At 69.2% G+C, this 23912-nt stretch carries 28 protein-coding genes; 26 read left to right on the top strand and 2 right to left on the bottom strand.

The features are described 5' to 3' along the window. The first annotated feature begins 168 nt into the window (after positions 1-168). The 8 genes from TS85_RS19590 to TS85_RS19555 all read left to right on the top strand — a co-directional run bounded on the left by TS85_RS19590 (position 169) and on the right by TS85_RS19555 (position 6376). Positions 169-834 (top strand): motility protein A, encoded by a 666-nt coding sequence (locus TS85_RS19590; protein ID WP_044336676.1) that lies wholly within the window; start codon positions 169-171, stop codon positions 832-834. Next, positions 831-1352: a flagellar motor protein MotB gene (locus TS85_RS19585; RefSeq protein WP_052508031.1), complete on the top strand. Its 522-nt coding sequence runs from the start codon at positions 831-833 to the stop codon at positions 1350-1352. Before TS85_RS19590 ends, TS85_RS19585 begins: the two co-directional genes overlap by 4 nt. A 55-nt stretch (positions 1353-1407) precedes the next feature. Next, positions 1408-1932, top strand: coding sequence for a flagella basal body P-ring formation protein FlgA (locus TS85_RS19580; RefSeq protein ID WP_044336674.1), 525 nt, complete (start codon positions 1408-1410; stop codon positions 1930-1932). Between the two features lie 73 nt (positions 1933-2005). Next, the gene (gene flgM, locus TS85_RS19575) at positions 2006-2299 is read left to right on the top strand and encodes a flagellar biosynthesis anti-sigma factor FlgM (RefSeq protein WP_044334440.1); all 294 of its coding nucleotides are present in this window, start codon (positions 2006-2008) and stop codon (positions 2297-2299) included. Then, positions 2286-2597, top strand: coding sequence for a hypothetical protein (locus TS85_RS19570; RefSeq protein ID WP_044334439.1), 312 nt, complete (start codon positions 2286-2288; stop codon positions 2595-2597). The genes flgM and TS85_RS19570 overlap by 14 nt, the downstream gene beginning before the upstream one ends. A 61-nt stretch (positions 2598-2658) precedes the next feature. After that, positions 2659-3525 carry a flagellar protein FlgJ gene (locus tag TS85_RS19565; RefSeq protein WP_044334437.1) on the top strand — a complete coding sequence of 289 codons (867 nt, stop codon included), beginning with the start codon at positions 2659-2661 and terminating at the stop codon, positions 3523-3525. Continuing rightward, complete coding sequence (flhA, locus tag TS85_RS19560) at positions 3522-5600, top strand: flagellar biosynthesis protein FlhA (RefSeq protein WP_077228712.1); 2079 nt, start codon at positions 3522-3524, stop codon at positions 5598-5600. The genes TS85_RS19565 and flhA overlap by 4 nt, the downstream gene beginning before the upstream one ends. Positions 5601-5629: 29 nt before the next feature. After that, positions 5630-6376: a sigma-70 family RNA polymerase sigma factor gene (locus tag TS85_RS19555; protein WP_044334435.1), complete on the top strand. Its 747-nt coding sequence runs from the start codon at positions 5630-5632 to the stop codon at positions 6374-6376. Here the strand turns inward: TS85_RS19555 and TS85_RS19550 are convergent. Both TS85_RS19550 and TS85_RS19545 read right to left on the bottom strand, forming a co-directional pair. After that, positions 6373-7566: a dipeptidase gene (locus tag TS85_RS19550; RefSeq protein WP_044334433.1), complete on the bottom strand. Its 1194-nt coding sequence runs from the start codon at positions 7564-7566 to the stop codon at positions 6373-6375. The genes TS85_RS19555 and TS85_RS19550 overlap by 4 nt on opposite strands. 175 nt (positions 7567-7741) lie before the next feature. Beyond that, positions 7742-8560: a flagellin N-terminal helical domain-containing protein gene (locus tag TS85_RS19545; RefSeq protein ID WP_044334431.1), complete on the bottom strand. Its 819-nt coding sequence runs from the start codon at positions 8558-8560 to the stop codon at positions 7742-7744. Positions 8561-8780: 220 nt separating this feature from the next. Here TS85_RS19545 and TS85_RS19540 point away from each other — a divergent pair, with 220 nt between their 5' ends. From TS85_RS19540 to TS85_RS19455, 18 genes are all read left to right on the top strand, one after another. Next, a complete protein-coding gene (locus tag TS85_RS19540; protein ID WP_044334429.1) occupies positions 8781-10031 on the top strand; it encodes a sigma-54 interaction domain-containing protein in 1251 nt (416 codons plus the stop codon). Next, entirely contained in the window at positions 10028-10378 is a 351-nt protein-coding gene (gene fliE / locus TS85_RS19535; RefSeq protein WP_044334428.1) for a flagellar hook-basal body complex protein FliE, read from the top strand. Before TS85_RS19540 ends, fliE begins: the two co-directional genes overlap by 4 nt. A 4-nt stretch (positions 10379-10382) precedes the next feature. Further along, a complete protein-coding gene (gene fliF / locus TS85_RS19530; RefSeq protein ID WP_044334427.1) occupies positions 10383-12086 on the top strand; it encodes a flagellar basal-body MS-ring/collar protein FliF in 1704 nt (567 codons plus the stop codon). Continuing rightward, positions 12083-13093, top strand: coding sequence for a flagellar motor switch protein FliG (gene fliG, locus TS85_RS19525; protein ID WP_044334426.1), 1011 nt, complete (start codon positions 12083-12085; stop codon positions 13091-13093). The genes fliF and fliG overlap by 4 nt, the downstream gene beginning before the upstream one ends. Beyond that, on the top strand, positions 13086-13823 hold the full coding sequence (locus TS85_RS19520) for a FliH/SctL family protein (RefSeq protein ID WP_044334425.1): 738 nt from the start codon (positions 13086-13088) through the stop codon (positions 13821-13823). Before fliG ends, TS85_RS19520 begins: the two co-directional genes overlap by 8 nt. Continuing rightward, on the top strand, positions 13817-15145 hold the full coding sequence (locus TS85_RS19515) for a FliI/YscN family ATPase (RefSeq protein ID WP_044334424.1): 1329 nt from the start codon (positions 13817-13819) through the stop codon (positions 15143-15145). The genes TS85_RS19520 and TS85_RS19515 overlap by 7 nt, the downstream gene beginning before the upstream one ends. Further along, entirely contained in the window at positions 15138-15566 is a 429-nt protein-coding gene (locus tag TS85_RS19510) for a hypothetical protein (protein ID WP_044334423.1), read from the top strand. The genes TS85_RS19515 and TS85_RS19510 overlap by 8 nt, the downstream gene beginning before the upstream one ends. 159 nt (positions 15567-15725) lie before the next feature. Next, positions 15726-16718, top strand: a complete 993-nt coding sequence (locus TS85_RS19505) for a flagellar hook-length control protein FliK (protein ID WP_162184750.1) — start codon at positions 15726-15728, stop codon at positions 16716-16718. A 17-nt stretch (positions 16719-16735) separates the two neighbouring features. Continuing rightward, positions 16736-17362 carry a flagellar basal body-associated FliL family protein gene (locus TS85_RS19500; RefSeq protein WP_044334419.1) on the top strand — a complete coding sequence of 209 codons (627 nt, stop codon included), beginning with the start codon at positions 16736-16738 and terminating at the stop codon, positions 17360-17362. Between the two features lie 6 nt (positions 17363-17368). Further along, entirely contained in the window at positions 17369-18313 is a 945-nt protein-coding gene (locus TS85_RS19495) for a flagellar motor switch protein FliM (RefSeq protein ID WP_044334418.1), read from the top strand. Beyond that, the gene (gene fliN, locus TS85_RS19490; protein ID WP_044334416.1) at positions 18310-18609 is read left to right on the top strand and encodes a flagellar motor switch protein FliN; all 300 of its coding nucleotides are present in this window, start codon (positions 18310-18312) and stop codon (positions 18607-18609) included. The genes TS85_RS19495 and fliN overlap by 4 nt, the downstream gene beginning before the upstream one ends. A 23-nt stretch (positions 18610-18632) precedes the next feature. Next, on the top strand, positions 18633-18860 hold the full coding sequence (locus TS85_RS19485) for a flagellar biosynthetic protein FliO (RefSeq protein WP_227698545.1): 228 nt from the start codon (positions 18633-18635) through the stop codon (positions 18858-18860). Next, a complete protein-coding gene (fliP, locus tag TS85_RS19480) occupies positions 18860-19681 on the top strand; it encodes a flagellar type III secretion system pore protein FliP (protein ID WP_044334413.1) in 822 nt (273 codons plus the stop codon). The genes TS85_RS19485 and fliP overlap by 1 nt, the downstream gene beginning before the upstream one ends. 3 nt (positions 19682-19684) lie before the next feature. Further along, positions 19685-19954 carry a flagellar biosynthesis protein FliQ gene (gene fliQ / locus TS85_RS19475; RefSeq protein ID WP_044334412.1) on the top strand — a complete coding sequence of 90 codons (270 nt, stop codon included), beginning with the start codon at positions 19685-19687 and terminating at the stop codon, positions 19952-19954. Positions 19955-20156: 202 nt separating this feature from the next. Further along, positions 20157-20924, top strand: coding sequence for a flagellar biosynthetic protein FliR (gene fliR / locus TS85_RS19470; protein WP_052508030.1), 768 nt, complete (start codon positions 20157-20159; stop codon positions 20922-20924). Beyond that, positions 20924-22063 carry a flagellar type III secretion system protein FlhB gene (flhB, locus tag TS85_RS19465; protein ID WP_044334410.1) on the top strand — a complete coding sequence of 380 codons (1140 nt, stop codon included), beginning with the start codon at positions 20924-20926 and terminating at the stop codon, positions 22061-22063. Before fliR ends, flhB begins: the two co-directional genes overlap by 1 nt. 43 nt (positions 22064-22106) lie before the next feature. Continuing rightward, on the top strand, positions 22107-23513 hold the full coding sequence (fliD, locus tag TS85_RS19460) for a flagellar filament capping protein FliD (protein WP_052508029.1): 1407 nt from the start codon (positions 22107-22109) through the stop codon (positions 23511-23513). After that, on the top strand, positions 23513-23911 hold the full coding sequence (locus TS85_RS19455; protein ID WP_044334409.1) for a flagellar export chaperone FliS: 399 nt from the start codon (positions 23513-23515) through the stop codon (positions 23909-23911). The genes fliD and TS85_RS19455 overlap by 1 nt, the downstream gene beginning before the upstream one ends. The last annotated feature ends 1 nt before the right edge of the window (position 23912 follow it).

Genomic DNA, 23912 nt, shown 5'->3' with positions numbered 1-23912 from the left:
CAAATCGCCGGAGGGCGCCGAGAGCCGCCCCGGCGACGCGTTGCAGGCACTGACCGGCAGGTTTTTGCCGGTAGGACGGCAACGGGGTGCCGCGGTGGCGCCGGGTGCGGAAGCGCGCGGTTGCGGCGGGAAACTGGCCCGGCGCTTGCACTTCGCGAGCGCATGGACATGATCGCTCTTCCCGCGCTGGCGCCGTTTCTCGATCCGGTCGCGATCGGCATCGTTGGCGGCGGCACCGTGCTCGCCGTGGTGCTGCGGACCCCGGCGTCGGACCTTGTGCGCGGCCTGTCGGCTTTGCGCGTGCTGTTCCGCCGCCGCTTCGACGCCGCGCCTTTGGTCGAACAGGCGAATGCGCTCACCCGGATCGCGCGGCGCCACGGGCTGATCGCGCTGGATCGCACCGTGATCGCCGATCCCGACATTGCCGCCGCCGTCGCCGAGATCGTCGACGGCGCCGATGGCGAGGCGGTCGCGACGCTGCTCCGCCAGCGCCGCATCGCACGGTTCGAGCGTCACCGCGCCGCCGCCGACATGTGGACCTGCGCCGCCGAGAGTGCGCCCGCGATGGGGATGGTCGGCACGCTGGTCGGGCTGGTCCAGATGTTCACCGCGATGCGCGATCCCGCCGCGATCGGCGGGGCGATGGCGGTGGCGCTGCTGGCGACGCTATACGGCGCGCTGCTCGCCAGCCTGGTCGCGCTGCCGGTCGCGGCGCGGCTGCGGCGGAGCGCGCGGATCGAGGCGCAGGAGCGCGCGCGGATCGATCCGCCGCTGATCGCGCTTGCGGCAATCGAGCCCCGCGTGCGCCGCGAGCTGCGCGAGGCGGCGGCATGACTGCGCCCGAGCCCGCCGACCCGCTGTTCGAGGCTGAGGGCGATGCTCCGGCGCGCCCGCTGTGGCTGATAACGCTCGCCGACCTCTCGCTGCTGCTGGTCGGCTTCTTCGTCTTCCTCCAGGCCAATCAGGTCGAGCCACGTGCGCTGGCGGCAGGCATTCGCGCGGGCTTCGGCGTCGCCGAGACCCCCGCCATGCCCGTCGAACTGGCCGCCGTGACCGGCTTCGCGCCCGGATCGATGCAGCCGGGGGACAGCGCCGCAGCGATCGCCTGGGCCCGCTCGGCGGCGCGCGACCCCCGCACCCGGCTGCGGATCACCGGCGAAGTCGATGGCAGCCCCGGCGATGTCGACCCGATCACCGGCAGCGGCCCGATCCTCGCCGCCGACCGCGCGCGTGCCGTCGCCGCGATATTGATCCGTGCAGGCGCGGTTTCGCCCGAGCGGATCGCCATCGCCACCGGCCGCGGCGAACGCCGAGCGCTTCTCACCCTCGGCTATGACGGGGGGCGGCAATGATTTGCCGCCCGGCAACCCCGTCTTGCCGCCTTCCGCTCCCAACAAGGAAACCGCCATGTTCCTGATCCTGGCGCTCGCCGCCGCATCCCCCGCTGCCGCCGCCGAGCCATTCCAGTCGACCGCGATGCTCGACACGATCGTGAGCCAGTTCACCGGCAAGCCGATCGGCTCCGAAGGCGGGGCCAGGGCTCCCGTCGACCCCCGGCTCAAGCTGGCGCAGTGCGCGGCGCCGCAGCTCGAATGGCGGACCGAGGCGAAGGACGCGGTCGTCATCCGGTGCATGGCGCCGGGATGGCGGATCTTCGTGCCGGTCAACGCCGTGCCGCGCGCCGCCCCGGCTGCGGCGCCCGCCACTGCCGCGCCAGCGGCGTCGGTAAAGGCGATGCCGGTCATCCGGCGCGGCGACACGATCACGATCGCAGTCGGCGCCAATGGCTTTTCGATCACCCGCGACGGCGTGGCGATGAACGATGCCCTTGCGGGCGGGCGGCTGATGGTGCGCATCGACGACAGGAAGCCGCCGGTGCAGGCGATCGCAGTCGAGCCCGGTCGGGCGCGATTACCGGGCTGGGGCGACTGAAAACTTTTTGTTAAAGCCTGTCATTGGGCGGTCGTTCTACTCGGTGCAGACCTGGAACTTTGGGATGGCAGCAATGGTGGATCCAATCGGCAACAAGGCAGGCGCGGTCTCCGACCGGCGCATTGCGCCGATCGGCCGTGCTGCGCCCGTGGAAGCAGCCAAGCCGGTCGCGAGTGAGGCCCCCGCAGTGCAATCGACCGCCGCGCAGCTTTCCGCCGAACTGGCCGCCAAGCCCCCCGTCGACGCCGAGCGTGTCGCCCGGCTTCGCGCCGCGATCCAGGAGGGGCGCTATTCGCGCGACCCCGGGGCCGTCGCCGACCGGATGCTGGCGCTCAAGAACGAATGGAATTCCGATGACCCGGCGTGACGCGCTGATCGCCGTGATCGAATCGCTCCATGCGGAGATCGCCGCGCTCAAGAGCAACGATCTGCCCGCGCTGGAGGCGGCGACCCGGGCCAAGCTTGTCGGGATCGATGCCGTCGCGCTGTGCGACGGCGAGGCCCCGAATGCCGAAGTGCGCGCGCTCGCCGCCGAGGCGCAGCGGCTGAACGAGACCTGCCGCATCTACGTCAACCTGATGGCGGCAAATGTTCGCCGCCGCCTGCAACTTCTGTCCGGCAATGCCGCCCCGGCCTATCGCCCCGGAGGCTATGCGCTGGCCTGAGGGTTTTTGGCACGATCCTTGCTGATTTGCCCCGCACCAAGGGCTTTCGGACAAGGTATCGATGAGCGTAGTTTCGGTCAGCGCAAAGGCGAGCGTACAAACGGCGATCGCCGCCGCGAGCCGCAAGACCGGCGTCGACTTCCACTATCTGCTGGGACAGGCACAGGTCGAAAGCGGTCTGCGCGCCGATGCGCGCGCCGGCACCTCCAGCGCGACCGGGCTGTACCAGTTCATCGAGCAGAGCTGGCTCGGCGTGATCAAGGATCATGGCGCCGACCATGGGTTGGGCTGGGCGGCGGACAGCATCCGCCAGACCGCGAGCGGCACGTTCGTCGTCTCCGATCCGGCGACGCGCCAGGCGATCCTCGACCTGCGCCGCGATCCGCAGACCGCGGCGATCATGGCCGCCGAACATGCATCGGATAACAAGGCGGCGCTGGAGCAATCGCTCGATCGCCCGACCACCGGCACCGACCTCTACATGGCGCATTTCCTGGGGCTGGGCGGCGCGCGCAGCTTTCTGGGCGCGATGGCGGCGAATCCCGATCGCGCCGGCGCGGCGATGTTCCCCGCCGCAGCACGCGCCAATCGCAGCATCTTCTATGACGGCGCTGGCCAGCCGCGCTCGCTGGGCGAGATTTACGACCAGTTCGAAGCCAAGCTGAACAGCGGCGCCGCGACTGCCGCCACCGGGCTGGACGGCGCGGGGCTGGGCGATTCCATCGACGCGATGGACTTTGGCGAGTCCGAGGTCGTGCTCGGCAACGAAGCCGTCGGCGGTGACCGGCATTGGGTCGAGACGACACTGGCTCAGCTAAATGCCGGGCGTTCGGCGCGCGCGACCGCAGAGGCGGCGATGCGCCCGACGCCGGAAACGGCGCGGCTCGCCTATCTGATGCTCGCCAATCTCGGGGCACGCGCCTCGTGAGTGCGCTGGCGCTTCCCGGCGGCTTCGGTGCCACGCTGAAGAGCTTCTCGCTCCCCGGTGCGATCCTGCTGCTCGTCGCGCTGATGGTGGTGCCGATCCCGGCCTTCCTGCTCGACGTGTTCTTCGTGATGAACATCATGATCAGCCTCGCGGTGCTGATGGTCGCGCTCAATGCGCAAAAGCCGCTCGATTTTTCCGCCTTTCCGACCGTCTTGCTGTTCGCGACGCTGTTCCGCCTCGGGCTCAACGTCGCCTCGACGCGCGTCGTGCTGGTCCATGGCCATGAGGGCGAGGCCGCGGCGGGGCATGTGATCGAGGCGTTCGGCACCTTCCTGATCGGCGGCGACTATGTCGTCGGGCTGTTCGTGTTCGCGATCCTGATCATCATCAACATGATCGTCGTGACCAAGGGCGCCGGGCGCGTCTCCGAAGTCGCGGCGCGCTTCACCCTCGATGCGCTGCCGGGCAAGCAGATGGCGATCGACGCCGATCTGAACGCCGGGCTCGTCACCCCGGACGAGGCGCGCGCGCGCCGCGCCGAGGTGGCGACCGAGGCCGATTTCCACGGCGCGATGGACGGTTCGTCGAAATTCGTGAAGGGCGACGCGATCGCCGGGCTGCTGATCCTCGCGATCAACATCGTCGGCGGGCTGATTCTCGGCGTCGTCAGCCACCAGATGGCGGTGGGCGAGGCGGCGCAGACCTATGTGTTGCTCGCGATCGGCGACGCGCTGGTCGCGCAATTGCCCTCGCTGATGCTGTCGATCGCCGCCGCCGCGATCGTCACGCGCGTCACCTCCAGCCACGACCTTGCCGGCCAGATCGGCAGCCAGTTCAGCAATGCCAAGACCTGGGGGCCGGTCGCCGGCATCCTCGGGCTGCTCGGGCTGCTGCCGGGGATGCCGCATGTCGTGATCCTCTCCGCCGCCGGGGCCGCCGGGTTCGCCGCGTGGAAGCTCAACAAGATCGCCAAGCGCCCGCCACCCGCCGCGCCTGCGCCCGAGCCGGTCGACCTGTCGCGGATCGGGTGGGAGGAAGTCACCGACACGATGCAGGTCATGCTCGACATCGGGTACGGGTTGGTGCCGCTGGTCGACGAGCGGCGCGGCGGGCCGCTGATGGGGCGGATCACCGGCGTCCGCCGCCAGCTTTCGAAGGAACTCGGCTTCGTCGTGCCGCAGGTCCGCGTCCGCGATGACATCAACCTTGCGCCCTTCACCTATCGCATCGTGCTGGGCGGCGTGGTGGTGGGCGAGGACAGCGTGGCGCCCGACCAGGTGCTCGCGCTCGACACCGGACAGGCAGTCGGCACGCTCAAGGGCAAGGCGGTCAAGGACCCGACCTTCGGGCTCGACGCCGTGTGGATTCCCGCCGCCGATGGCGATGCCGCGACGGGGGCGGGCTATCTGGTGGTCGATCCGGGCACGGTGATCGCGACGCACCTGAACCAGGTTCTGCTCCAGAACGCCGCCGACCTGCTGGGGCCGGACGAGGTCCAGTCGCTGCTCGACGGGCTGAAGGAGCGCGCCGCCGCGCTGGTCGCTGCCCTGTGTCCGCAGCCGGTGCCGCTGACGACGCTGACGACGGTCCTTCGCGGGTTGCTGGCGGAGAATGTGCCGCTGCGCGAATTCCGCCGGATCGCCGCCGCCATTGCCGTCGCTGCACAGCGCTCGCTCGACGCCGAGGAGATATTGGAGCTGATCCGCCCCGATCTCGGCCCGCTGATCATCCAGCGGCTGTGCGGGGTGCGCGAGCCGCTGCGGGTGATGACGCTGGAGGGGCAGCTTGAATCGCTGCTCGGCCAGGCGGTCCGTTCCGATCCCGCGCGCCGCCATACGATCGAGCCCGAGCTGGGCCGCCGCATCGCCGACGCGCTGCAACACGCCGCCGCGCCGCTGATCGCCGAGGCCAAGCCCTTTGCGCTGGTCGTCCAGCCGGCGATCCGCGTCGCGATCCGCAAGCTGGTCAAGACCATCCTGCCCGATACGCCGGTGATGAGCTTCTTCGAAGTGCCCGAGGACAAGGCCGTCGAAGTCGTCGCGGTGATCGGTGCGCCGGAGGCGCTGGCCGCATGAACGCAACACCCCTCAGGAAGCTCGGACCCATGGCTTCATTGGCCCAACACGTGCCGGATACCTCGCCGCTGACCTATGCCCGCCGGCGCGCGCCGCGGCGCGATGCGGAGGCGCTGGTGCGCCGCCATCTGCCGCTGGTGCGGCGCATCGCGTGGCACATCCACGGATCGATGAGCGCGATCGTCGATGTCGAGGACCTGATTCAGATCGGGCTGGTCGCGCTGGTCGAGGCGGTGAGCGGCTTCGAGGATCGCGGGCAGGTGACGTTCGAACAATATCTGGCGACGCGGCTGCGCGGCGCGATGATCGACGAGCTGCGGCGCCAGGCGACGCTGACCCGGGGCGCGATGCGGCGGCGGCGGGAGTACCAGAACGCAGTGGCCGCGCTGGCCGCCGCGTCGGGCCATTTGCCGAGCGACGCCGAGGTCGCCGAGAAGCTGGGGGTGACGCCGGAGAAGCTGCGCACCGACTATGCGACCGCAGAGGCGCTGCGCTTCGAATCGATCGACGACCATTATGCCGATGATTCGCCCTGGTTCATGTCCGACGCCCCCGACGCCTTCGACCAGCTCGCCGACCGCGACCAGCGCGACACGCTCGTTGCCGCGATCGCATCTCTGCCCGAGCGCGAGGCGCAGGTGATCCAGCTTTATTATGTCGAGGAGCTCAACCTCGAGGAAATCGGCCAGGTCCTCGGCGTGGGCGCGGCGCGAATCTGCCAGATCAAGGCATCGGCGCACGCCCGGCTGAAGCGCGCGCTCCAGCGGCGGGGTTAATTACCCGCCGCCTTTTCCGCCTGCGCGAGCAGCCGGAGGACGTTGCCGCTCCAGATCTTCTCGATATCGGCGTCTTTGAAGCCTTCCTTGCGCAGGCGGGCGGTGACTTTGGGCAACAGCGTGATGTCCTCCAGCCCCGTCACCCCGCCGCCGCCGTCCCAATCGGCGCCGATCCCGACATGGTCCACGCCCATCACCGCGATCGCATGGAGCAGGCTCTTCATGAACAGCTCGAAATCGGCGCCCTTATAGGGATTGGCCGCGTCCGCCGCGGCCTTGTCGGCGATCAGCGTGCGCTGCTCGGCGGGGGAGAGCGCCCACCACTGGTCCTGCCGCTCGGACACCTTGTTGCGCGCGGGATCGCGGTCGAGCGGGGCGAGATACACGCTGTTGACCTGCATCACCCCGCCCGCCTTGGCGAGCTTGCGCATCCGCTCGTCGTCGATGTTGCGCGGATGGTCAAAAATCGCGCGCGGGCCCGAATGCGACAGGATGATCGGCGTCTTGGACAGCGCGATCAGCTGGTCGAGCACCGCGTCGGAGGCGTGGCTGGCGTCGATCACCATCCCCAGCCGGTTCATCTCCGCCACCCATTGCCGGCCCAGCGGGCTCAGCCCGTTCCAGCGCGGGGTGTCGGTGGCGCTGTCGGCGAACTGGTTGTTGCGGAAATGCACCGGCCCCGCCATCCGCACGCCGAGCGCATGGAAGGTGGTGAGCAGCCCCAGGTCCTCGCCGAGCGGATAGCTGTTCTCGATGCTCTGATACACGATCCGCTTGCCCGTCGCGGCGATCCGCGCGGCATCGGCGGCGGTGGTGGCGAAGGCCATGGTGTCGGGATTGGCGGCGACCACGCGCTGGATCCAGGTCGCGCGGATCAGCGCGCCGTCGCGGGCCTTGGCATAGCCCTCGGGCGTCAACGGCCCCTGGCTGGTGTAGATCACGAAGAATCCGCCATCCAGCCCGCCCTGCTGCATCCGGGGCAGATCGACCTGGCTCTTGTCGAAATCGCGGTCGTGCCAGCGCTCGAACCGCCAGTCGGGATGTTCGAACAGCTCGGGCGTATCCAGATGCGTGTCGAGCACCAGCATCTGGTCGTGCGCCAGCCGATCGGCGGGGGACACCTGCGCCGCGGCGGGCATCGCCAGCATCAGCGACAGCGCGAGCAGCGAGGGGGAGGCGATGGGCCGCATGGTCAGGTCTCCGGCAATAAGGGGCGTCGCCCTGCTTCATGCGGCAAGCGCAGGCGAACGAAAAGCCCCGGTGGTCGCGGACCACCGGGGCTTCCCATACGCGCCCCCCGGGCGAAGCCGGGGAGTTGCCGGCCGCGGCGCCTGTCAGGGGGGTGACACCCCGACCGGGCCGCGATCAGCCGAGAAGCTTCAGCACGCCCTGCTGGCTCTGGTTCGCCTGCGATAGCATCGCGGTCGATGCCTGCGACAGGATCTGCGCCTTGGCGAGTGCGGCGGTCTCGGACGAATAATCGGCGTCCTCGATGCGGCTGCGCGCGTCGCTGACATTCTCGACGTTCGAGGTCAGGTTGTTGACGACCGATTCGAGCTGGCTCTGGCCGGCGCCCAGGCTGGCGCGCGCGGTGTTGACCGTGGTCAGCGCGGTGTCGATCGTCTCCAGTGCGTCCGAAGCGTCTGCGGCTGCAGAGATGTCGATGGCGGTCGCGTCGGTCAGGTCGAGCTCGGAGAAGTCGAGCTCGACGGTGTCGCTGGCGCTCGATCCGGTCTGGATCGTCACCTTGCCCGCATCGCCGGCGTCGCCGGTGAACAGCTTGACGCCGTTGAAGCTGGTATTGTCGAGGATGCTCGTGATCTGGCCGGTCAGCGCAGTCACTTCGGTCTGCAGGTTGGCGCGGTCGTCGTCGGAATAGGTGCCCGAAGCCGACTGGACCGACAGCTCGCGGATACGCTGCAGCATGTTGGTGACTTCGCCCAGCGCGCCTTCGGCGGTCTGCGCCATCGAGATGCCGTCGTTCGCGTTGCGAATGCCCTGGTTCATGCCGCGAATCGACGAGGTCATCGACGAAGCGATCGCGAGGCCGGCGGCGTCGTCCTTGGCGCCGTTGATGCGCTTGCCGGTCGACAGGCGCTCCATCGACGTCGCGAGCATCTTGCTGGCGGCGTTCGATGCGTTTGCGGCGCGCAGCGACGCCGAATTGGTTCCGATAACAGTCATGTCAGAGTCTCCATGCTTGCCGGCTTCCCGCGTCCCCCCTGAACGGGAGCCCGGAGCCGCCAAAGCTAGGAACGGCAGCGCCCGACCCGACTTAAGCGAAAAAATCCGCCTTACGCGCACGCGCAGGGGCGCGCCGGGACCCAGGGAGCGCGGGGGTTACGTAGATTTACGGGGCGTTAACTATATTTCACGCAAACAGGAGTCACAGGGGGGCGACCACATGCGATCCATCATTCCATCCGCGGCGGTGCTTCGGCAGAAATACGCGCTGGTCTCGGCACTGCGCGCGCAGGGCTTCGCGATCGGATCGTGCGAGGGGGGCAAGCCGGGGGCGAACGACCTGTTCCTCGTGGCGGTGGGCGAGATTCCGCCCGTCGCCGCACGCACGCTGATCCTGGGCGATGGCGACCGGGTCGCGATGCCCTTCCGCGACGGCGCACCGGCGCACCTCTCCTATTCCGCCGCGGACGCCGCGATCGGCAGCGGCTTTGCCAGCGCGATGGCGCGCGGGCCGTTCGAGCCGGTCGCCGCCGATCCCGAGAGCCTGGCGCTGCTCGCGCTCGCCGAGCGTGTCGCGGCCGCCGACATCACCGTGCTGATCAACGGCCCGACCGGCACCGGCAAGGAAGTGCTCGCGCGAGCGATCCACAACGGATCGACCCGCCGCGACGGCCCGTTCGTGGCGATCAATTGCGCCGCGCTGCCCGAGGCGATGCTCGAGGCGATGCTGTTCGGGCATCAGAAGGGCGCGTTCACCGGCGCATCCTCGGGCGGGCAGGGCTTTTTCCGCGCTGCACAGGGCGGCACGCTGCTCCTCGATGAAATCGCCGAAATGCCGATCCAGCTCCAGGCGAAGCTGCTCCGCGCGCTCCAGGAGCGCGAAGTCGTGCCGATCGGCGCGACGACGCCGGAGAAGATCGACGTGCGGGTGATCGCCTGCGCCAATCGCGATCTTCAGGGCGAAGTCGCCGCGGGGCGGTTCCGCGCCGATCTCTATTACCGGCTGTCGGTCTTCCCGCTCGCCACCAAGCCGCTGGCGGATCGCGCGGGCGATATCCCCGCGCTGGCTGCGGCGATGGTACTGCGCCACGCGGGCGAGCGTGATCAGCTCCCCTGGATTTCGGGCGACGCCGTGGAGGCGCTGTGCGACCATGACTGGCCGGGCAATGTCCGCGAGCTGGAAAATGTCATCCAGCGCGCGCTGCTGCTGTGCGCAGGCGAGACGATCGAGCCGCACCATCTGATCTTCGACCGTCCGGCGGAGACGCGCGTCGAGCGGCCCGACACGCTGAGCAACATCGTCCAGATGCACGAATTCCAGGCGATCCGCGAGACGCTGGCCGACTGCAACGGCAGCCGGATCGAGGCGGCGCGGCGGCTGGGCATTTCCGAACGCACGCTGCGCTATCGCCTGGCCAAGGCACGCGAACAGGGTGAGGCGATCGACCCGCTGCGCAAGGTGTCGGCATGAGCAGCGTGACCGGGCCGATGAGCGTCGATCGGGTGATGGCGCTGCGTGCCCAGATACTGGAACGCAACTCCGCGCTCGCCCGCGCCAACCAGGCACCTGCGGCAGCCCCGGCAGGGGATACCAAGCCCGCCGATTTCACCGCGGCGTTCAAGGATGCCTTTGCCCAGGTCAACCAGGCGCAGAACCAGGCGGGCGCGCTGTCCGAATCCTACGAACGCGGCGAGACGATCGACATCGCCAAGGTGATGCTGGCGCGCCAACAGGCCTCGGTCGGGTTCGAGGCGACGCTGCAGGTCCGCAACAAACTCCTGTCCGCATACAAGGACATTATGAGCATGCCGGTCTGATCGGATGAGCACCAGCCTTACCCCCGCCCCGCCGTCGCTGCCCGCGGCGGATCGCCTCGCCGCCCCGCTCCAGCAGGTGCGCGGGCTGCTCGCCCAGCCCGCCGTGCGCCGCGCGATGCCGCTGCTGCTGCTGATCGGCGTGATCGCCGCCGGGCTGCTCGCCTGGTCGATGGTCGCGACCTCGCCGCAACGCATCCTGTTCGCCAATGTCAGCGACGCCGACAAGGCCGCGATCAGCAGCGCGCTGGAAGGCGCGAGCATCGCCAGCGCGATCGACGCTTCGGGATCGATCACCGTCGCCGAGGATGATTACCACAAGGCGCGGATGCTGCTCGCGGCGCAGGACCTGCCCAAGGCGCATCCCGGCGGCTACCAGATTCTCGACCAGCTCCCGATGGGCGTCAGCCGCGCCGTGGAAGGCGAAAGGCTGCGCCAGGCGCGCGAGACCGAGCTGGCGCGATCGATCGAGGAAATCGATTCGGTCGCCGAGGCGCGCGTCCACCTCGCCACGCCCGAAGCCTCCGCCTTTGTCCGCGATCGCGCCGCGCCCTCGGCCAGCGTGATCCTGAAGCTTCAGCCCGGACGCGTGCTGGGCGATGCGCAGGTGCGCTCGATCGTCAACCTCGTCGCCTCGTCGGTGCCGGGGATGCAGCCCGAATCGGTGACGATCGTTGACCAGATGGGTGCGCTGCTCTCCAAATCGGGGGCGGGCGGCACGTCGGCGGGCGACACCCGCATCGATTTCCAGCGCCGCGTCGAGGACAAATACCGCACCCAGCTCAACCAGCTGCTCACGCCGCTGGTCGGCCAGGGCAATTTCACTGCCGAGGTCCAGGCCGATGTCGACCTCGACGAGAACCAGGCGACGCGCGAAAGCTATGACAAGGAAGGCGCGGTGGTCCGCGCCGAGCAGGGGGCCTGGACCGGATCGTCGAAGGACGGTGCCGCGCCCGGGGGCATTCCCGGTGCGCTGTCGAACACCCCGCCGCCCGCCAGCACGATGGTCGCGCCCAATCAGCAGCCCCAGCCCGGCGCCACGCCCGCGCCCGGCGCTGCGGCGGTGCCCGCTGCGCCCGCCGGCCCGCAACAGAAGCAGACCGACAGCTTCACCCGCACCTATGAGACCGGCAAGCAGGTGTCGGTGACGCGCGCGATGCCGGGCGGCGTCAAGCGGCTGTCGGTCGCGGTGTTGCTGCGCGAGGAGCCGGGCAAGCCGCGCGGCGCAGTCGAGATTGCGCAGATCACGCAACTGGTCCGTGCCGCGGTCGGCTATGACGGCAATCGCGCCGATCAGGTGACGGTGGTCAGCCGCAAATTCTCGCCCAGTCCCGCCGCCGAGCTGCTCGACCAGCGGCCCTGGTACGACGCATCCTGGGTGGCGCTGGCGGCGCGCAACGGCACCGCGCTGGTGATCGCGCTGCTCGTGTTGCTGCTGGGTGTGCGCCCGCTCGCCAAGGGGCTGATGAAGAAGCGCGAGGAACCGGCGTCCGATCGCCTCGCGCTGGCGATCGGCGGGCCGGCAGGGCCGGCCGTGTCGCAGGAGGAAGGGGCCCCGTTCGCCCCGCCCGCCAATGTCAGCATCGACATGCTCGAGGCGCGCGGCAACAGCTATGACGAGCGCGTCGGGCTGGTCCGCGGCTTCACCCGCGACAATCCCGCGCGCGCCGCATTGGCGGTGCGCGACATGATCAAGGCCGACGCCCCATGACGATGGCCCGCCATTTCACCGGCACCGAACGCGCCGCCGTGCTGATGATGCTCGTCGGCGAGGAAGAGGCCGCCGCGATCCTGCAAAAACTCGATCCCGACGAAGTGCGGCTGCTGGGCAAGGCAATGTTCGAAGTCGCCGACGTCACTGAGAGCGAAGTCGAGACCGTGCTCGACGATTTCGTCGGCAAGGCACGCGAGCGGACCAGCGTCGATTTCGACCCCGCGCCCCGGATCGAGGGGATGATGACGCGCGCGCTGGGCGCCGATCGCGCCGAGAGCGTGCTGGCGCGGATCATGCCGCCCCAGGCGTCGAGCGGGCTCGAACTGCTCGCCTGGTTCGAACCGCAGGAGATCGCGGCGATGGTCGAGGCCGAGCATCCGCAGATCGCGGCGGTGCTGCTCGTCAATCTCGACCCCGATATCGCCGCGCAGGTGTTCGACCATCTGCCCGAGGCGCTCCAGCCGCAGATTTTGCGCCGGGTCGCCAAGCTCGGCCCGGTCCCGCCCGAGGCGATCGAGACGTTGAAGGCGATGCTCTCCGCCCGCGCCGGTGCCAGCCGCAAGCCGCGCGGGCGCCAGCTGGGCGGCACGCGCGAGGCGGCCAAGATCCTGTCGGGCGCGCGCAAGATCACCGAACAGCGCGTGATGCCCAAGCTCGCCAAGATCGACCGCGACGTTGCGCGCGCGATCGAGGAGGCGATGTTCGTGTTCGACAATCTGCTGGAACTGGACGACAAGAATCTGTCGACGCTGATCCGCAACATCGACAGCGATACGCTGGTCAAGTCGCTCAAGGGCGTCGAGGAGGCGGTGCGCAATCGCTTCCTGGGATGTATGTCGAGCCGTGCTGCGGACGGCATCCGCGACGAGATCGAGGCGCGCGGGCCGATGAAGCTCGCCGATGTGCTGGAGGCGCAAAAGGTCATGATCGCGATTGCGCGCGGGCTGGTGAAGGACGGGACGCTGCAAATGCCGGGCAAGGGCGGCGACGACGATTATGTCTGATTTCGCCCCCGGTTTCACCGGCCGCATCCAGGCGGCAGAGCACATCCTCCAGCGCGCGTTTGGCAAGGGCGCCGATTTCGCCGCATCGGACATTGCAGCGATCGGCCGCCAGATTTTCGAGCCGCCCGCCCCGCCGATGGCGCCGGTCGCGCCGCGCCACTTCTCGCCCGCCGATCCCGCGAACAAGCCGACCGAAGGGTGGGACCCGTTCGCGCCCGAGGTGCATCCGCATGGCGCGTTCGCGGACGTGATCGCCGATGCGCGTTCTGCGGGTTTTGCCGAGGGGCGCGCGGCGGCGCTTGCCGAAGTCGCCGAGGCCAAGGCGCGCGAGGCCGCGCTGCTCGACCAGGTGTCGAAGGCGCTGGCGACCGGTGCGCATTTCGATCGCGAGCGGATGGCGGGGCATTTGCGCCAGACCGTGCTCCACCTCGTGTCGCGCATGGTCGGCGAGACGGGCGTGGCGCCCGATGTGCTCGCCGCGCGCGTCGGGGCGGCAGTGGAGCTGCTGGCGGACAAGGCCGAATCGGCGCTGCTGCGGCTGCATCCCGATGATGTCGAGACGCTCAGGGACCGGCTGCCGATCAACATATTCCCAGTCGGCGACCCGCATATCGCGCGGGGCGGCTTTGTCGTCGAAAGCGCTTCGACGATCGTCGAGGACGGCCCCGATCTATGGCTCGAGCAACTCGCCCAGGCGATCGACCGCGTGCCGATTCCGCCCCTATGCTGAACCGTTTTCCCGAAGATTATCTCGACAGCCTGGCCGCGGGCGATTTCACGCCGCGCCCCTCGGTATCGGGGCGGCTGTCCTCCTATGACGGGCTGTTGATGGAGGCGATCGGCGTGTCGCTGCCCGTGGGCACGGTCTGTGCGATCGGCACCGGCGATGCCCGCGTCGAGGCCGAAGTGATCGGCTTTCGCGGCGGCAAGACGCTGATGATGAACCTTGGTGGACCCGCCGCGCTGCTCCCCAACGCCCCCGTCCGCCCGATCGGCGCGCCGGGCGAGGCAGAGGTGGGTGGGGCGCTGCTCGGGCGCGTGGTGGATGGCGCGGGCAAGCCGATCGACGGGCTCGGCCCGATCCGGGGTGCGGGCCGCTGGCCGCTGGCGGGCAAGCTCCAGTCGCCGCTGGATCGCGGGCGCGTGCTCCAGCCGATGGACGTCGGCGTGCGCGCGATCAACGGGCTGCTCACCATCGGCCAGGGCCAGCGCGTCGGGATCATGGCGGGCTCGGGCGTCGGCAAGTCGGTGCTGCTGGGCATGATGGTCCGCGCCGCCGAAGCCGAAGTCGTGGTCATCGGCCTGATCGGCGAGCGCAGCCGCGAAGTATCCGACTTTCTGGAGACCAAGGTCGCGGGCGCCGCGCGGGCGCGCTCGGTCGTGGTCGCGGTCCCCGCCAACCATTCGCCGGTGCTGCGCATCCGCGGCGCGCTGCGCGCCACTGCCATCGCCGAGGCGTTTCGCGCGGAGGGCAAGAAGGTCCTGCTGATCATGGACAGCCTGACGCGCGTCGCGCATGCGGGGCGCGAGATCGGGCTGGCTCTGGGCGAACCGGCCAGCGCGCGCGGCTATCCCCCCTCGGCGATCGCGATGCTGCCCGGGCTGATCGAGCGCGCAGGCACCGACGTCGCCAGCGGCGGATCGATCACTGCAATCTATACCGTGCTGGCCGACGGCGACGACGGCAACGATCCGGTGGTCGATTCGGCGCGCTCGATCCTTGACGGGCATATCGTGCTCAGCCGCGCGCTGGCCGAGCGCGGCGTCTATCCCGCGATCGACCTGGGGCCGTCGGTCAGCCGGGTCATGACCGACATTGCCGGCCCCGCGCACCTCCACGCCGCGCGGGTGCTGCGCCGCCATCTCGCGACCTATGAGGAGAATCGCGACCTGGTGCTGATGGGCGCCTATCGCGCCGGCGCCGATGCCGAGATCGACGCTGCGATCGCGTGCCACCCGGCCGTGATGGAATATATCCGCCAGGGATCGGACGAGATCGTCAGCCTGCCCGATGCGGTCGCCGAGCTGACCGGCGTGTTCGGCGATGGCTAGGAGCCCGAAGACGCTCGCCCGGCTGCTGCGCGTCCGCACGCTCCAGCTCGACCAGGTCCGCGCCGACGAGGCAAAGGCCCATGCCCGCGTCGCGCAGGAGGCGCAGTTGCGCGAACGGATCGCGGCGCTTGCGGCCAATGTCGCCCCGGTCGCGGGCGCGGCTGCCCAGTCTGCCGGATCGCTGATCGCCGCCGCTTATTATCGCGACCGGCTCCACCAGTCCGCGCATGCCGCCGAACGCCGCGTCGCGGTTGCCGAGCAGGGTCTCGACGCTGCGCGCGCCGCCACGCTGGAGGCGCGGCGCGATCAGAGCGCGATCGAAAAGCTGATCACCCGCGAATCCGCCGAAGCCGCGCTGAAGGAACTGCGCGCGCTGGAGGCACTGCCGCCCACCGGGCGCAATCGGCACGATATTTGCTGAATTCCCGGCAAAGCCTTTGTCGCCGGGAAATCTCGCTTGCTCCAGTCCGTTTCCACCCTCGCCGCAGCCTCCATAGCGACGCCTCCCGCGCCTGTGCGCTCGGGCGCGGGAGAGCGCGCCTTCGCGCTGCCAGAGCCGCCCGCCGCCACTCCCGACGCGGTGGCGGCAACCCGGCAACGCAGTGCCGCGCCCGGCAAGGACTTGCCGCAGGACGATGCCGCGAGCCCGGAGGACGAGGCGGATCCCTCGACCGACATCGCCTTTGCGTGGTTCGCGATGCCGATTGCCCCAGACGCCGCACGGCCGACGTTGGTCGCGCCCGGACTGAGCGCGCGGATCGCCCCGCCCGGTGGCGATGCGGCGCCCGTGCCCGCACTGGCGGGCGAGGCCGCAGCCGCTGAGGGGACAGCGCCCGCCGCCACGGTCGCGCCCGAAGCCGGGGCCAGTGCCGAGACCCTCCCCGTGCCCGAGCTCCAGCCCATGCCCGACCTGCCGGAAGCCGCGCCCACGCCGCCCGCCCGCGCAGGCGCTCCGCACCCGGCGCCCGCACCCACGCAACCAGCGGCAGACCCCGCCACGTCCGCGCCGGTCCTGACCACCGTCGCCGCACTCGCCGCGCCGCTGTTTCAGGCGCTGGCCGAGCCCGCCGCGCCGCGCCGCGCCCAGCGCGACCCGCTCGCCACGGCGCCGCTCGCCGCGCTCGACGCTACCGCCGCAACGCCTGCGATCGCTCCCGCCGCACAGACGCAGGACGGCACGCTCGACCTGCGCCGCCAGGAATGGACCGGACAGATGATCGAGCGCATCGAGGCGCTGCGCGATGCCGGCCCGGTGCGCGAGACCCGCATCCGCCTCGCCCCCGATGCGCTGGGCACCGTCGATGTGTCGATCCGGAACGAGGGCGACCGTGTCCATGTCCGCTTCGCCGCCGACACCCCCGCGGCGCGCCAGGCGCTGGCCGACGCCCAGCCCAGGCTCGCCGACCTCGCCGAAGCGCGCGGGCTGCGGCTCGGCCAGACCAGCGTCGATAGCGGTGGCGCCGGGCAGGGCAACGCCGCCCGTCAGCAGTGGCAGGAGACTCCGCCCCCGCTCGCCCCGCGCGCCGCTTCCGCGAGCGCCGATACCGCCTCCACCGATGACCGAATCGCCTGAGATCTAGGGAGACCATCATGGCCGATACCAAGGACGAAAAGACCGCCGCCCCGAAGAAGAAGGGCAAGCTGCTCCTGCTGATCGGGCTGCCCGTGCTGGCGCTGGCCGCTGGCGGCGGCGGCGCCGTTTATGCGATGCAGGCGGGCTGGTTCAACGCCGCCCCCCATGCCGAAGCCGACGACACGCCCAAGCTTGTCCCCAAGAGCGAGGAGAAGCGCGCGACGCTGGCCGGCGGCGGCGAAGGCGAGGGCGGCGAACATGGCGAAGCGGCTCCCGCAGCGGGGGAGGGCGGCAAGCCGACGCCTGCGGGCGAAGGCGGCGACAAATATGCGTCCAGCTATTACCCGCTGGAAAAGGAGTTCACGTCGAACCTCCAGGGCAGCGTCCATTTCATCCAGGTCGGGGTCGCGGTGTCGACGCCGTATGACCAGCGGGTGCTCGAGAACATCAAGACGCACGAGATCGCGATCCGGTCGCAGGTGCTGATGGCGCTGGGCGAAACCTCCGAGGAGGAGGTGTTCACCGCCGAGGGCAAGCGCCACATCCAGGATCGGCTGGTCAAGGCGATCAACGCCGTTCTGAAGGAAAAGGAAGGCTTTGGCGGGGTTAGTAACGTCTATTTTACCAATTTTATCGTTCAGTGAACGGGCATGGTTAACAGCCCTTCAGACACTCCGGCTGCCGAACGGCGGGAACGCCCCCGGGCCGGCGCGGAACACGCGCCGGCGCTGGGCGCGGCGAACCCGAATCCGTTCGGCGACCTCGTCACGCTCCAGCATCTGAGCGCGCGGCTGGCCAAGTCGCTGAAGGGCGTGTTCGAGGCGATGCTGCGCTGCGACCTGCGCGTCTGGGCCGAACCGCTCACCGTCGAGCGTTTCGCGGATTACAAGGCCGAGCGCGGCGCCGGGCTTACGGCGTGGCAGCCGCTGGCGATGGGCAGCGCGCGGAGCAAGGCGCAATTGGTGCTCGACGCGCGGCTGGTGCTGGAAATGCTCGACGCCTTTTTCGGCGGTGAGGGCGAGGCACCGGCGCAGATGCCCGAGGAATTCACGCCGGCGGCAGAGGCGCTGGTCGCCCGGCTGGGCCAGGGGCTCGTCGCCCCGCTCGATGCCGCCTGGGAACCGCTGGTCCGCATCGGCTTTCGCGCCGTCGAGGCAAACATCGCGGCACAGCCCGAACTGGGCGGCGACGATCCCGTCGTCGTGACGCGCTTCGGCATGGCGCAGGGTGATGCCAAGCCGCGCTTCGTCGACATCCTCTATCCCATGGCTGCGCTCAAGCCGCATGGCGCCGCGCTCACCGTCAAGGTCCATGGCGTCGCCGAGGATGTCGAGCCGCGCTGGCGCACCGGGCTGACCCGCGCGGTGATGAACGTGCGGCTGCCGGTCCGCTCGGTACTGGCCGAGCCGGTGCTGTCGCTGGGCCGCCTGCTCGAGCTCAAGGCGGGCGACGTGATCCCGATCGAATTCGGTGCCGAAGTCCCGGTGATGGTGGCGTCGCGCCGCCTCGGCACCGGGCTGGTCGGCACTGCCAATGGCCGTGCGGCGGTGCGCCTCACCAGCCTCGAACCGCTTACCGAAGAGGATTTCCGATGACCGAGATGACCGGGGGTTTCCCGATCGATTCCGCGCTCGCCGCCAATTTCCGGCTGCTCCAGGATGTCGACGTCAAGCTGACGGTCGAGATCGGCTCGACGTCGCTCAGCCTGCGCGAGCTGCTCGCGCTGGGCGAGACGAGCGTGATCGAGCTGGACCGCGACGCCAACGAGCTGCTCGACGTGTTCGTCAACGGCACGCTGATCGGCCGCGGCGAAGTGGTGACGGTGGGCGAGAAATTCGGCGTGCGCATGACCGAGCTGGTCAGCCCCGACAAGCGGGCCGCACGCGCATGATGTGGTCGTATATCCTAAAGCTGGTGATCCTGCTGCCTCTGGTCTGCGGGCTGCTGATCGGCTGCCTCTATGCGTGGCGCAAGTTGGAGGCACGGCTGCCCCGGCAGCAGGGCGAGCGGTTGGTGCAGGTCAAGGAGACGATGATGCTCGCCCCCGGCCTGCGCCTCGCGGTCGTGGAGTTCGAGGGTGCGAAGCTGCTCCTGTCGGTCAGCCGGACCGGGGTGACGCTGGTGGATAAGGCGGCGCGGTGATGCGCGTGCTGCTTCCGGCCCCGCGCACGATCGGCACGCGCGCCGCGCTGTTCGTCGCGCTGCTCGGCTTTCTGATCCTGTTCGCAGGCCCTGCCTTTGCACAGGGCGCCCCGCTACCCGCCCCGGCGGCCACGCCGGGTATGGGCGACGCGGTCGATCGCGCGCTGGGCGATCTGGGCGGCGGCAATGCGCCGCTCAGCCTGTCGCTCCAGGTGCTGATCATCATGGGGCTGTTGTCGGTCCTGCCCGGCATCGTGCTGATGATGACCAGCTTCACCCGCATCATCATCGTGCTGTCGCTGTTGCGCCAGGCGCTGGGACTGCAACAGACCCCGCCCAACCAGGTGCTGATCGGGCTGTCGCTGTTCCTCAGCTTCTTCGTGATGGCGCCGGTGGTGAACCAGGCGAACGTGACGGCGATCCAGCCCTATGCGGAAGGGCGGATCACCGCGACCCAGATGATTTCGGGCACCGGCACCGCGCTCCACGGCTTCATGATCAAGCAGACCCGCAACCGCGACGTGAAGATGTTCGCCGACATGGCCAAGAGCGGCCCCTATGCCAGCCCCGACGACGTGCCCTTCTCGGTCCTGCTCCCCGCCTTTGTCACCAGCGAGCTGAAGACCGCGTTCCAGATCGGGTTCCTGATCTTCCTGCCCTTCCTCGTCATCGACCTCGTCGTCGCCACCGTGCTGATGAGCCTCGGCATGATGATGATGTCGCCGACGATCATCTCATTGCCGTTCAAGCTGCTGCTGTTCGTGCTGGTCGACGGATGGGCGCTGACGATGGGCAGCCTTGCCTCCAGCTTTGCGAGCTAAGCGATGGACGCCGATTATTTCCTGACAGTAGCGCGCGAAGCGATGTGGGTGCTCGCGCTGGCATCGGCGCCGATCCTGATCCCCGCGCTGCTCGCGGGGCTGATCCTCGGCATGGTCCAGGCCGCGACCTCGATCCAGGAACAGACGCTCACCTTCGTCCCCAAGCTGATCGTCGTGGGGGTCAGCCTGGTGATCTTCGGCGGCATGATCCTGGGGCTGCTCGGCGATTTCACGACGAGCATTTTCGAGCGCATCCCGGACCTGGTGAAGTGACAATTTGCCCTCTCCCAGCGGGAGAGAGTTTCGGGTCGGCCATGCCCCCAGCATGGCCTCAGCAACGCGGGGCGTTGCTGACCCGAAACTGGGCCCGCTCGGCGCAGCCGAGTGGGAGGGTGAGGGTGTTTGTCTCATCCTGCCCTCACCCTTCCGCCGCCTTTGGCGGCTCCCTCCCTCTCCCGATGGGAGAGGGATTTTGATGGGCTTCGGCCTCTCGATCGAGCCGCAGCTCTGGGCATTGCTGTTCGCGATGGTGCGTGTGGGCGCGGCGTTCCTCGCGGCGCCGGTGTTCAGCGCGGTCGCCATCCCGCTGCCCGCGCGGATCGCGCTGACCGGGGCGATCGGGGTGCTGGTGGTCAACGCCGCCCACATCGTCCCCCCGCCCCAGATTTTCGCAGTCAACACCTTCGTCGCGGTCGGGGCAGAGGCACTGATCGGGCTCGCGCTCGGCTTCGTGCTCCAGATCGCGTTCGCAGCCCCGCTGATCGCCAGCGAGGTCATCGGCATGTCGATGGGGCTGGGCTTCGCCAATGCCGTCGATCCGGCGAGCGGGCATAGCAGCCCGGCGCTCGGCCAGTTCCTGTCGCTGCTGCTCACCTTGCTGTTCCTCGCGGTGGACGGGCATCTCGTCCTCGTCGATCTGGTGATGCGCAGCTATGAGGTGATGCCGCCGGGAGACTGGATCGCGCCGCAGCGGCTGCTCGGCATCGCGCTGTTCGGCGGCTATGCGTTTCTCGCCGGGTTGCTGCTCGCGCTGCCGGTCGGCTTCCTGCTGCTGTGCCTCAACATCGTAGTGGGGATGCTCAGCCGCGCCGCGCCCGCGCTCAATCTGTTCGCGGTCGGCCTCCCCGCGAGCCTGGCGATGGGGGTCGTCGCGATCCTGCTCGCGCTGCCAGCGATGGGTGACTATCTACTTGTAATCATTCGAGAAAGTCTCGATGCGGTGCCCCGGCTGGTGCTCGGCTGATGTCGGAGAGCGCCGGCGAAAAGACCGAAGCCCCAACCCCCAAGCGCAAGCGCAAGGCGGTAGAGGACGGCCAGCTTCTCAAGTCGAAGGATTTCGGCACTGCGCTGGTCATCCTGGCGGGGTGCGCATGGATGGCGTTTTTCGGCCCTTCGCTGATCGCGGCGTGCAAGGCAGTGATGATCGCCAGCTTCTCGTTCGATCTGCGCGACGTCGAGGATTTCGAACCCTGGCGCCCGCTGGCCTCGGCCGGGTGGAAGCTCGCCCCGGCGCTGATCAGTCTGTTCGTGTGGGCGATGATCGCCACGATCGCCAGCCAGGCGGCGCTCGGATCGTTCGGCTGGAACAGCAAGTCGTTCGCGCCCAAGGGCTCGCGGATCAATCCCGGCGCCGGGCTGAAGCGGATGTTCGGCCCCACCGGGCTGATCGAGCTGGGCAAGTCGCTGCTCAAGGTCGTGCTGCTCGGCGCGATCGGCGCGTGGATGCTATGGTCGATGACGCAGCGCGCGATGGGGCTCGTCTCGGCGGACCTCAACGGCGCGGTCGGCGCGATGGGCAGCCAGTTCGTGACCCTGTTATTCGTCATGGCATCGGGGCTGGTGCTGATCGCGGGCGTCGACCTGCCGATCCAGATCCTGCGCCACCTCCAGCAACTGCGCATGTCGAAACAGGAAGTGAAGGACGAGCACAAGGAAACCGAAGGCTCGCCCGAGCTGAAGGGGATGCTGCGCCAGCGCCAGCGCGAGATATTGAAGGGCGGCTTCCGCAAGACCGTGGCGACCGCGCAGGTCGTGCTCACCAACCCGACCCATTTCGCGGTGGCGCTGCGCTACGACCAGGGCCGCGACAAGGTGCCGGTGGTGGTGGCGAAGGGGCGCGGGGCGACTGCGCTGGCGATCCGCGAACTGGCCGCCGAGCTGGACGTGCCGGTGCTCGAATATCCGAGCCTGGCGCGTGCCGTCTATTACACCAGCCGCGAGAATCAGGAGGTGCGCGACGACCTGTACCTCGCGATCGCGACGGTGCTCGCCTTCGTGTTCGGCGTGAATGCGGGCGCCGGCGCCGCCGCAGCGCCGTCGGTGCGCGTGCCGGAGACGGCATTGTTCGACGAAAACGGCCGCAAAATCGGCCAGCCGGCCTAAAGCGCGCCGCCGCGCGGTCGCTTATCGGATCAGGGGAATTTTCATGGCCATCGAATCGATTGCGAAGACATTGGGGACCGGGTCGGGGATCGACATAACCGCGCTCGTCAACTCGCTGGTCGAGGCTTCGTTCGAAGCCAAGAACAATGCGGTGACCAAGAAGACCGAGACGCTCACCGCCCAGATCTCCAAGGTCTCCGAGCTCAAGAGCAGCATCAGCGATTTCTCGACCGCGCTGACGTCGCTCACCGCAGGCGGCACGCTGGCGACGCAACCGAGCAGCTCGAACACCAGCGTCGTCGCGGTGACGCGGCTTGCGGGCGCGGACCTGACCGGGCTCTCGGGAACGCTCGAGGTGCGCCAGCGCGCGCAGGCGCAGGTCGCGAGCAGCGCGGCCTTTGCGGGCGGATCGACGACCAGCGTCGGCACGGGCACGCTGACGCTCACCTTCGGCACCGCGACCGTCGAGGGCGGCGCGATGACCGATTTCACCGCGGGTGGCGGCAGCCCGGTCGAGATCACGATCGATTCGTCCAATGCGTCGCTGTCGGGCATCGCGAGCGCGATCAACGCCGCCAAGGCCGGCGTGACCGCGTCGGTGGTGAGCGACACCAACGGCGCGCGGCTGGTGGTGAAGGGCGCGACGGGCAAGTCGCAGGCGTTCGAACTGGTCGGCACTGGCGATCTCGCCGCGCTCGACATCGGGCGCACGGCCACCGGATCGACGATCAGCACCGCCGCGCAGAACGCCATTGTCGTCAGCGACGGCGTCGAGCTCAGCTACCCGACCAACACGGTCTATGGCCTGTTCGATGGCGTGAAGGTCGACCTCATCTCCGCATCCGAGGGCACGAAGGTCACGATCGGGTCGACCTTCCCCACGGCGACGCTCACCAGCACGATAAGCAGCTTCGTCACGACCTATAACGACCTGGTCACGTCGTTCAGCGACGCGGTCGACGCCAAGGATGGCACGCTGCGCAGCGATCCTGCGGCAAAGGACGTGCTGCGCCAGCTCCGGTCGCTGATGCTGACCGCGCTGGTGCCCGATGCGGAGTCGGGCTCGCCCAGCACGCTTGCCGATCTGGGCATCGCGACGCAGCGGGACGGCACGCTGAAGGTCGACGATACGCGCGTTTCCAAGGTGCTCGCCACCTATCCGCAGAATGTCGAGGCGATCTTCGCCTCGGGCGCGGGGCTTTCGAAAGCGCTGGCGGCGATCACGACCGCGGCGACCAGCACGACGACCGGGCTGGGGGCCAGCGAAGCCAAATATACCAAGGCGCAGACGGCGATCGCCGAAACAAAGGACGAGATCGCGACTGCGACCGAGACGATGCGGACGCGCTTGACCCAGCAATATGGCGCAATGGATGCGAAGGTCGCGGCGTATAAATCCACCCAGGACTATCTGACCCAGCAGGTTGACGCCTGGAACTCGGACGACTGATGACTCGCTACGCCTCGACACTGGCGGGCAACCCTGCCGCTACCTATCGCCGCATCGACATCGCCGGGCGCACGGCTGCCAGCGATCCGCATGCGTTGGTCGGGCTGCTGTACGAGGAGGGCGCTGCGGCGTTGCGCGCAGCCGCCTGGGCCACCGAGAAGCGCCAGTTTGCGGTCAAGAGCGAGCGCATCGCGCGTGCAACCTCGGTGCTGTTCGCGCTCGAGGCGGGGCTGGATTTCGAGCGTGGCGGGGCGGTGTCTCGGACGCTGGCGACCTTCTACCATGGGCTGCGGCAGGACGTGGTCCGCGCCAGCCTGGGCACCGACCCCCAGCCCTTCCGCGACGCCGCAACGAGCCTGGACGAGATCGCCGGCGCCTGGGCACAGCTGCGCGGCTAGG

Origin of the sequence: Sphingomonas hengshuiensis, from assembly GCF_000935025.1 — a bacterium.
Classification (GTDB): Bacteria; Pseudomonadota; Alphaproteobacteria; order Sphingomonadales; family Sphingomonadaceae; genus Sphingomonas; species Sphingomonas hengshuiensis.
This window is presented reverse-complemented; position numbering and strand designations above follow the sequence as displayed.

Coding starts and splice junctions, on each gene's coding strand:
- TS85_RS19590 (WP_044336676.1), top strand. CDS start 169: ATGATCGCTCTTCCCGCGCTGGCGCCGTTTCTCGATCCGGTCGCGATC.
- TS85_RS19585 (WP_052508031.1), top strand. CDS start 831: ATGACTGCGCCCGAGCCCGCCGACCCGCTGTTCGAGGCTGAGGGCGAT.
- TS85_RS19580 (WP_044336674.1), top strand. CDS start 1,408: ATGTTCCTGATCCTGGCGCTCGCCGCCGCATCCCCCGCTGCCGCCGCC.
- flgM (WP_044334440.1), top strand. CDS start 2,006: ATGGTGGATCCAATCGGCAACAAGGCAGGCGCGGTCTCCGACCGGCGC.
- TS85_RS19570 (WP_044334439.1), top strand. CDS start 2,286: ATGACCCGGCGTGACGCGCTGATCGCCGTGATCGAATCGCTCCATGCG.
- TS85_RS19565 (WP_044334437.1), top strand. CDS start 2,659: ATGAGCGTAGTTTCGGTCAGCGCAAAGGCGAGCGTACAAACGGCGATC.
- TS85_RS19555 (WP_044334435.1), top strand. CDS start 5,630: ATGGCTTCATTGGCCCAACACGTGCCGGATACCTCGCCGCTGACCTAT.
- TS85_RS19550 (WP_044334433.1), bottom strand. CDS start 7,566: ATGCGGCCCATCGCCTCCCCCTCGCTGCTCGCGCTGTCGCTGATGCTG.
- TS85_RS19545 (WP_044334431.1), bottom strand. CDS start 8,560: ATGACTGTTATCGGAACCAATTCGGCGTCGCTGCGCGCCGCAAACGCA.
- TS85_RS19540 (WP_044334429.1), top strand. CDS start 8,781: ATGCGATCCATCATTCCATCCGCGGCGGTGCTTCGGCAGAAATACGCG.
- fliE (WP_044334428.1), top strand. CDS start 10,028: ATGAGCAGCGTGACCGGGCCGATGAGCGTCGATCGGGTGATGGCGCTG.
- fliF (WP_044334427.1), top strand. CDS start 10,383: ATGAGCACCAGCCTTACCCCCGCCCCGCCGTCGCTGCCCGCGGCGGAT.
- fliG (WP_044334426.1), top strand. CDS start 12,083: ATGACGATGGCCCGCCATTTCACCGGCACCGAACGCGCCGCCGTGCTG.
- TS85_RS19520 (WP_044334425.1), top strand. CDS start 13,086: ATGTCTGATTTCGCCCCCGGTTTCACCGGCCGCATCCAGGCGGCAGAG.
- TS85_RS19515 (WP_044334424.1), top strand. CDS start 13,817: ATGCTGAACCGTTTTCCCGAAGATTATCTCGACAGCCTGGCCGCGGGC.
- TS85_RS19510 (WP_044334423.1), top strand. CDS start 15,138: ATGGCTAGGAGCCCGAAGACGCTCGCCCGGCTGCTGCGCGTCCGCACG.
- TS85_RS19500 (WP_044334419.1), top strand. CDS start 16,736: ATGGCCGATACCAAGGACGAAAAGACCGCCGCCCCGAAGAAGAAGGGC.
- TS85_RS19495 (WP_044334418.1), top strand. CDS start 17,369: ATGGTTAACAGCCCTTCAGACACTCCGGCTGCCGAACGGCGGGAACGC.
- fliN (WP_044334416.1), top strand. CDS start 18,310: ATGACCGAGATGACCGGGGGTTTCCCGATCGATTCCGCGCTCGCCGCC.
- fliP (WP_044334413.1), top strand. CDS start 18,860: ATGCGCGTGCTGCTTCCGGCCCCGCGCACGATCGGCACGCGCGCCGCG.
- fliQ (WP_044334412.1), top strand. CDS start 19,685: ATGGACGCCGATTATTTCCTGACAGTAGCGCGCGAAGCGATGTGGGTG.
- fliR (WP_052508030.1), top strand. CDS start 20,157: ATGGGCTTCGGCCTCTCGATCGAGCCGCAGCTCTGGGCATTGCTGTTC.
- flhB (WP_044334410.1), top strand. CDS start 20,924: ATGTCGGAGAGCGCCGGCGAAAAGACCGAAGCCCCAACCCCCAAGCGC.
- fliD (WP_052508029.1), top strand. CDS start 22,107: ATGGCCATCGAATCGATTGCGAAGACATTGGGGACCGGGTCGGGGATC.
- TS85_RS19455 (WP_044334409.1), top strand. CDS start 23,513: ATGACTCGCTACGCCTCGACACTGGCGGGCAACCCTGCCGCTACCTAT.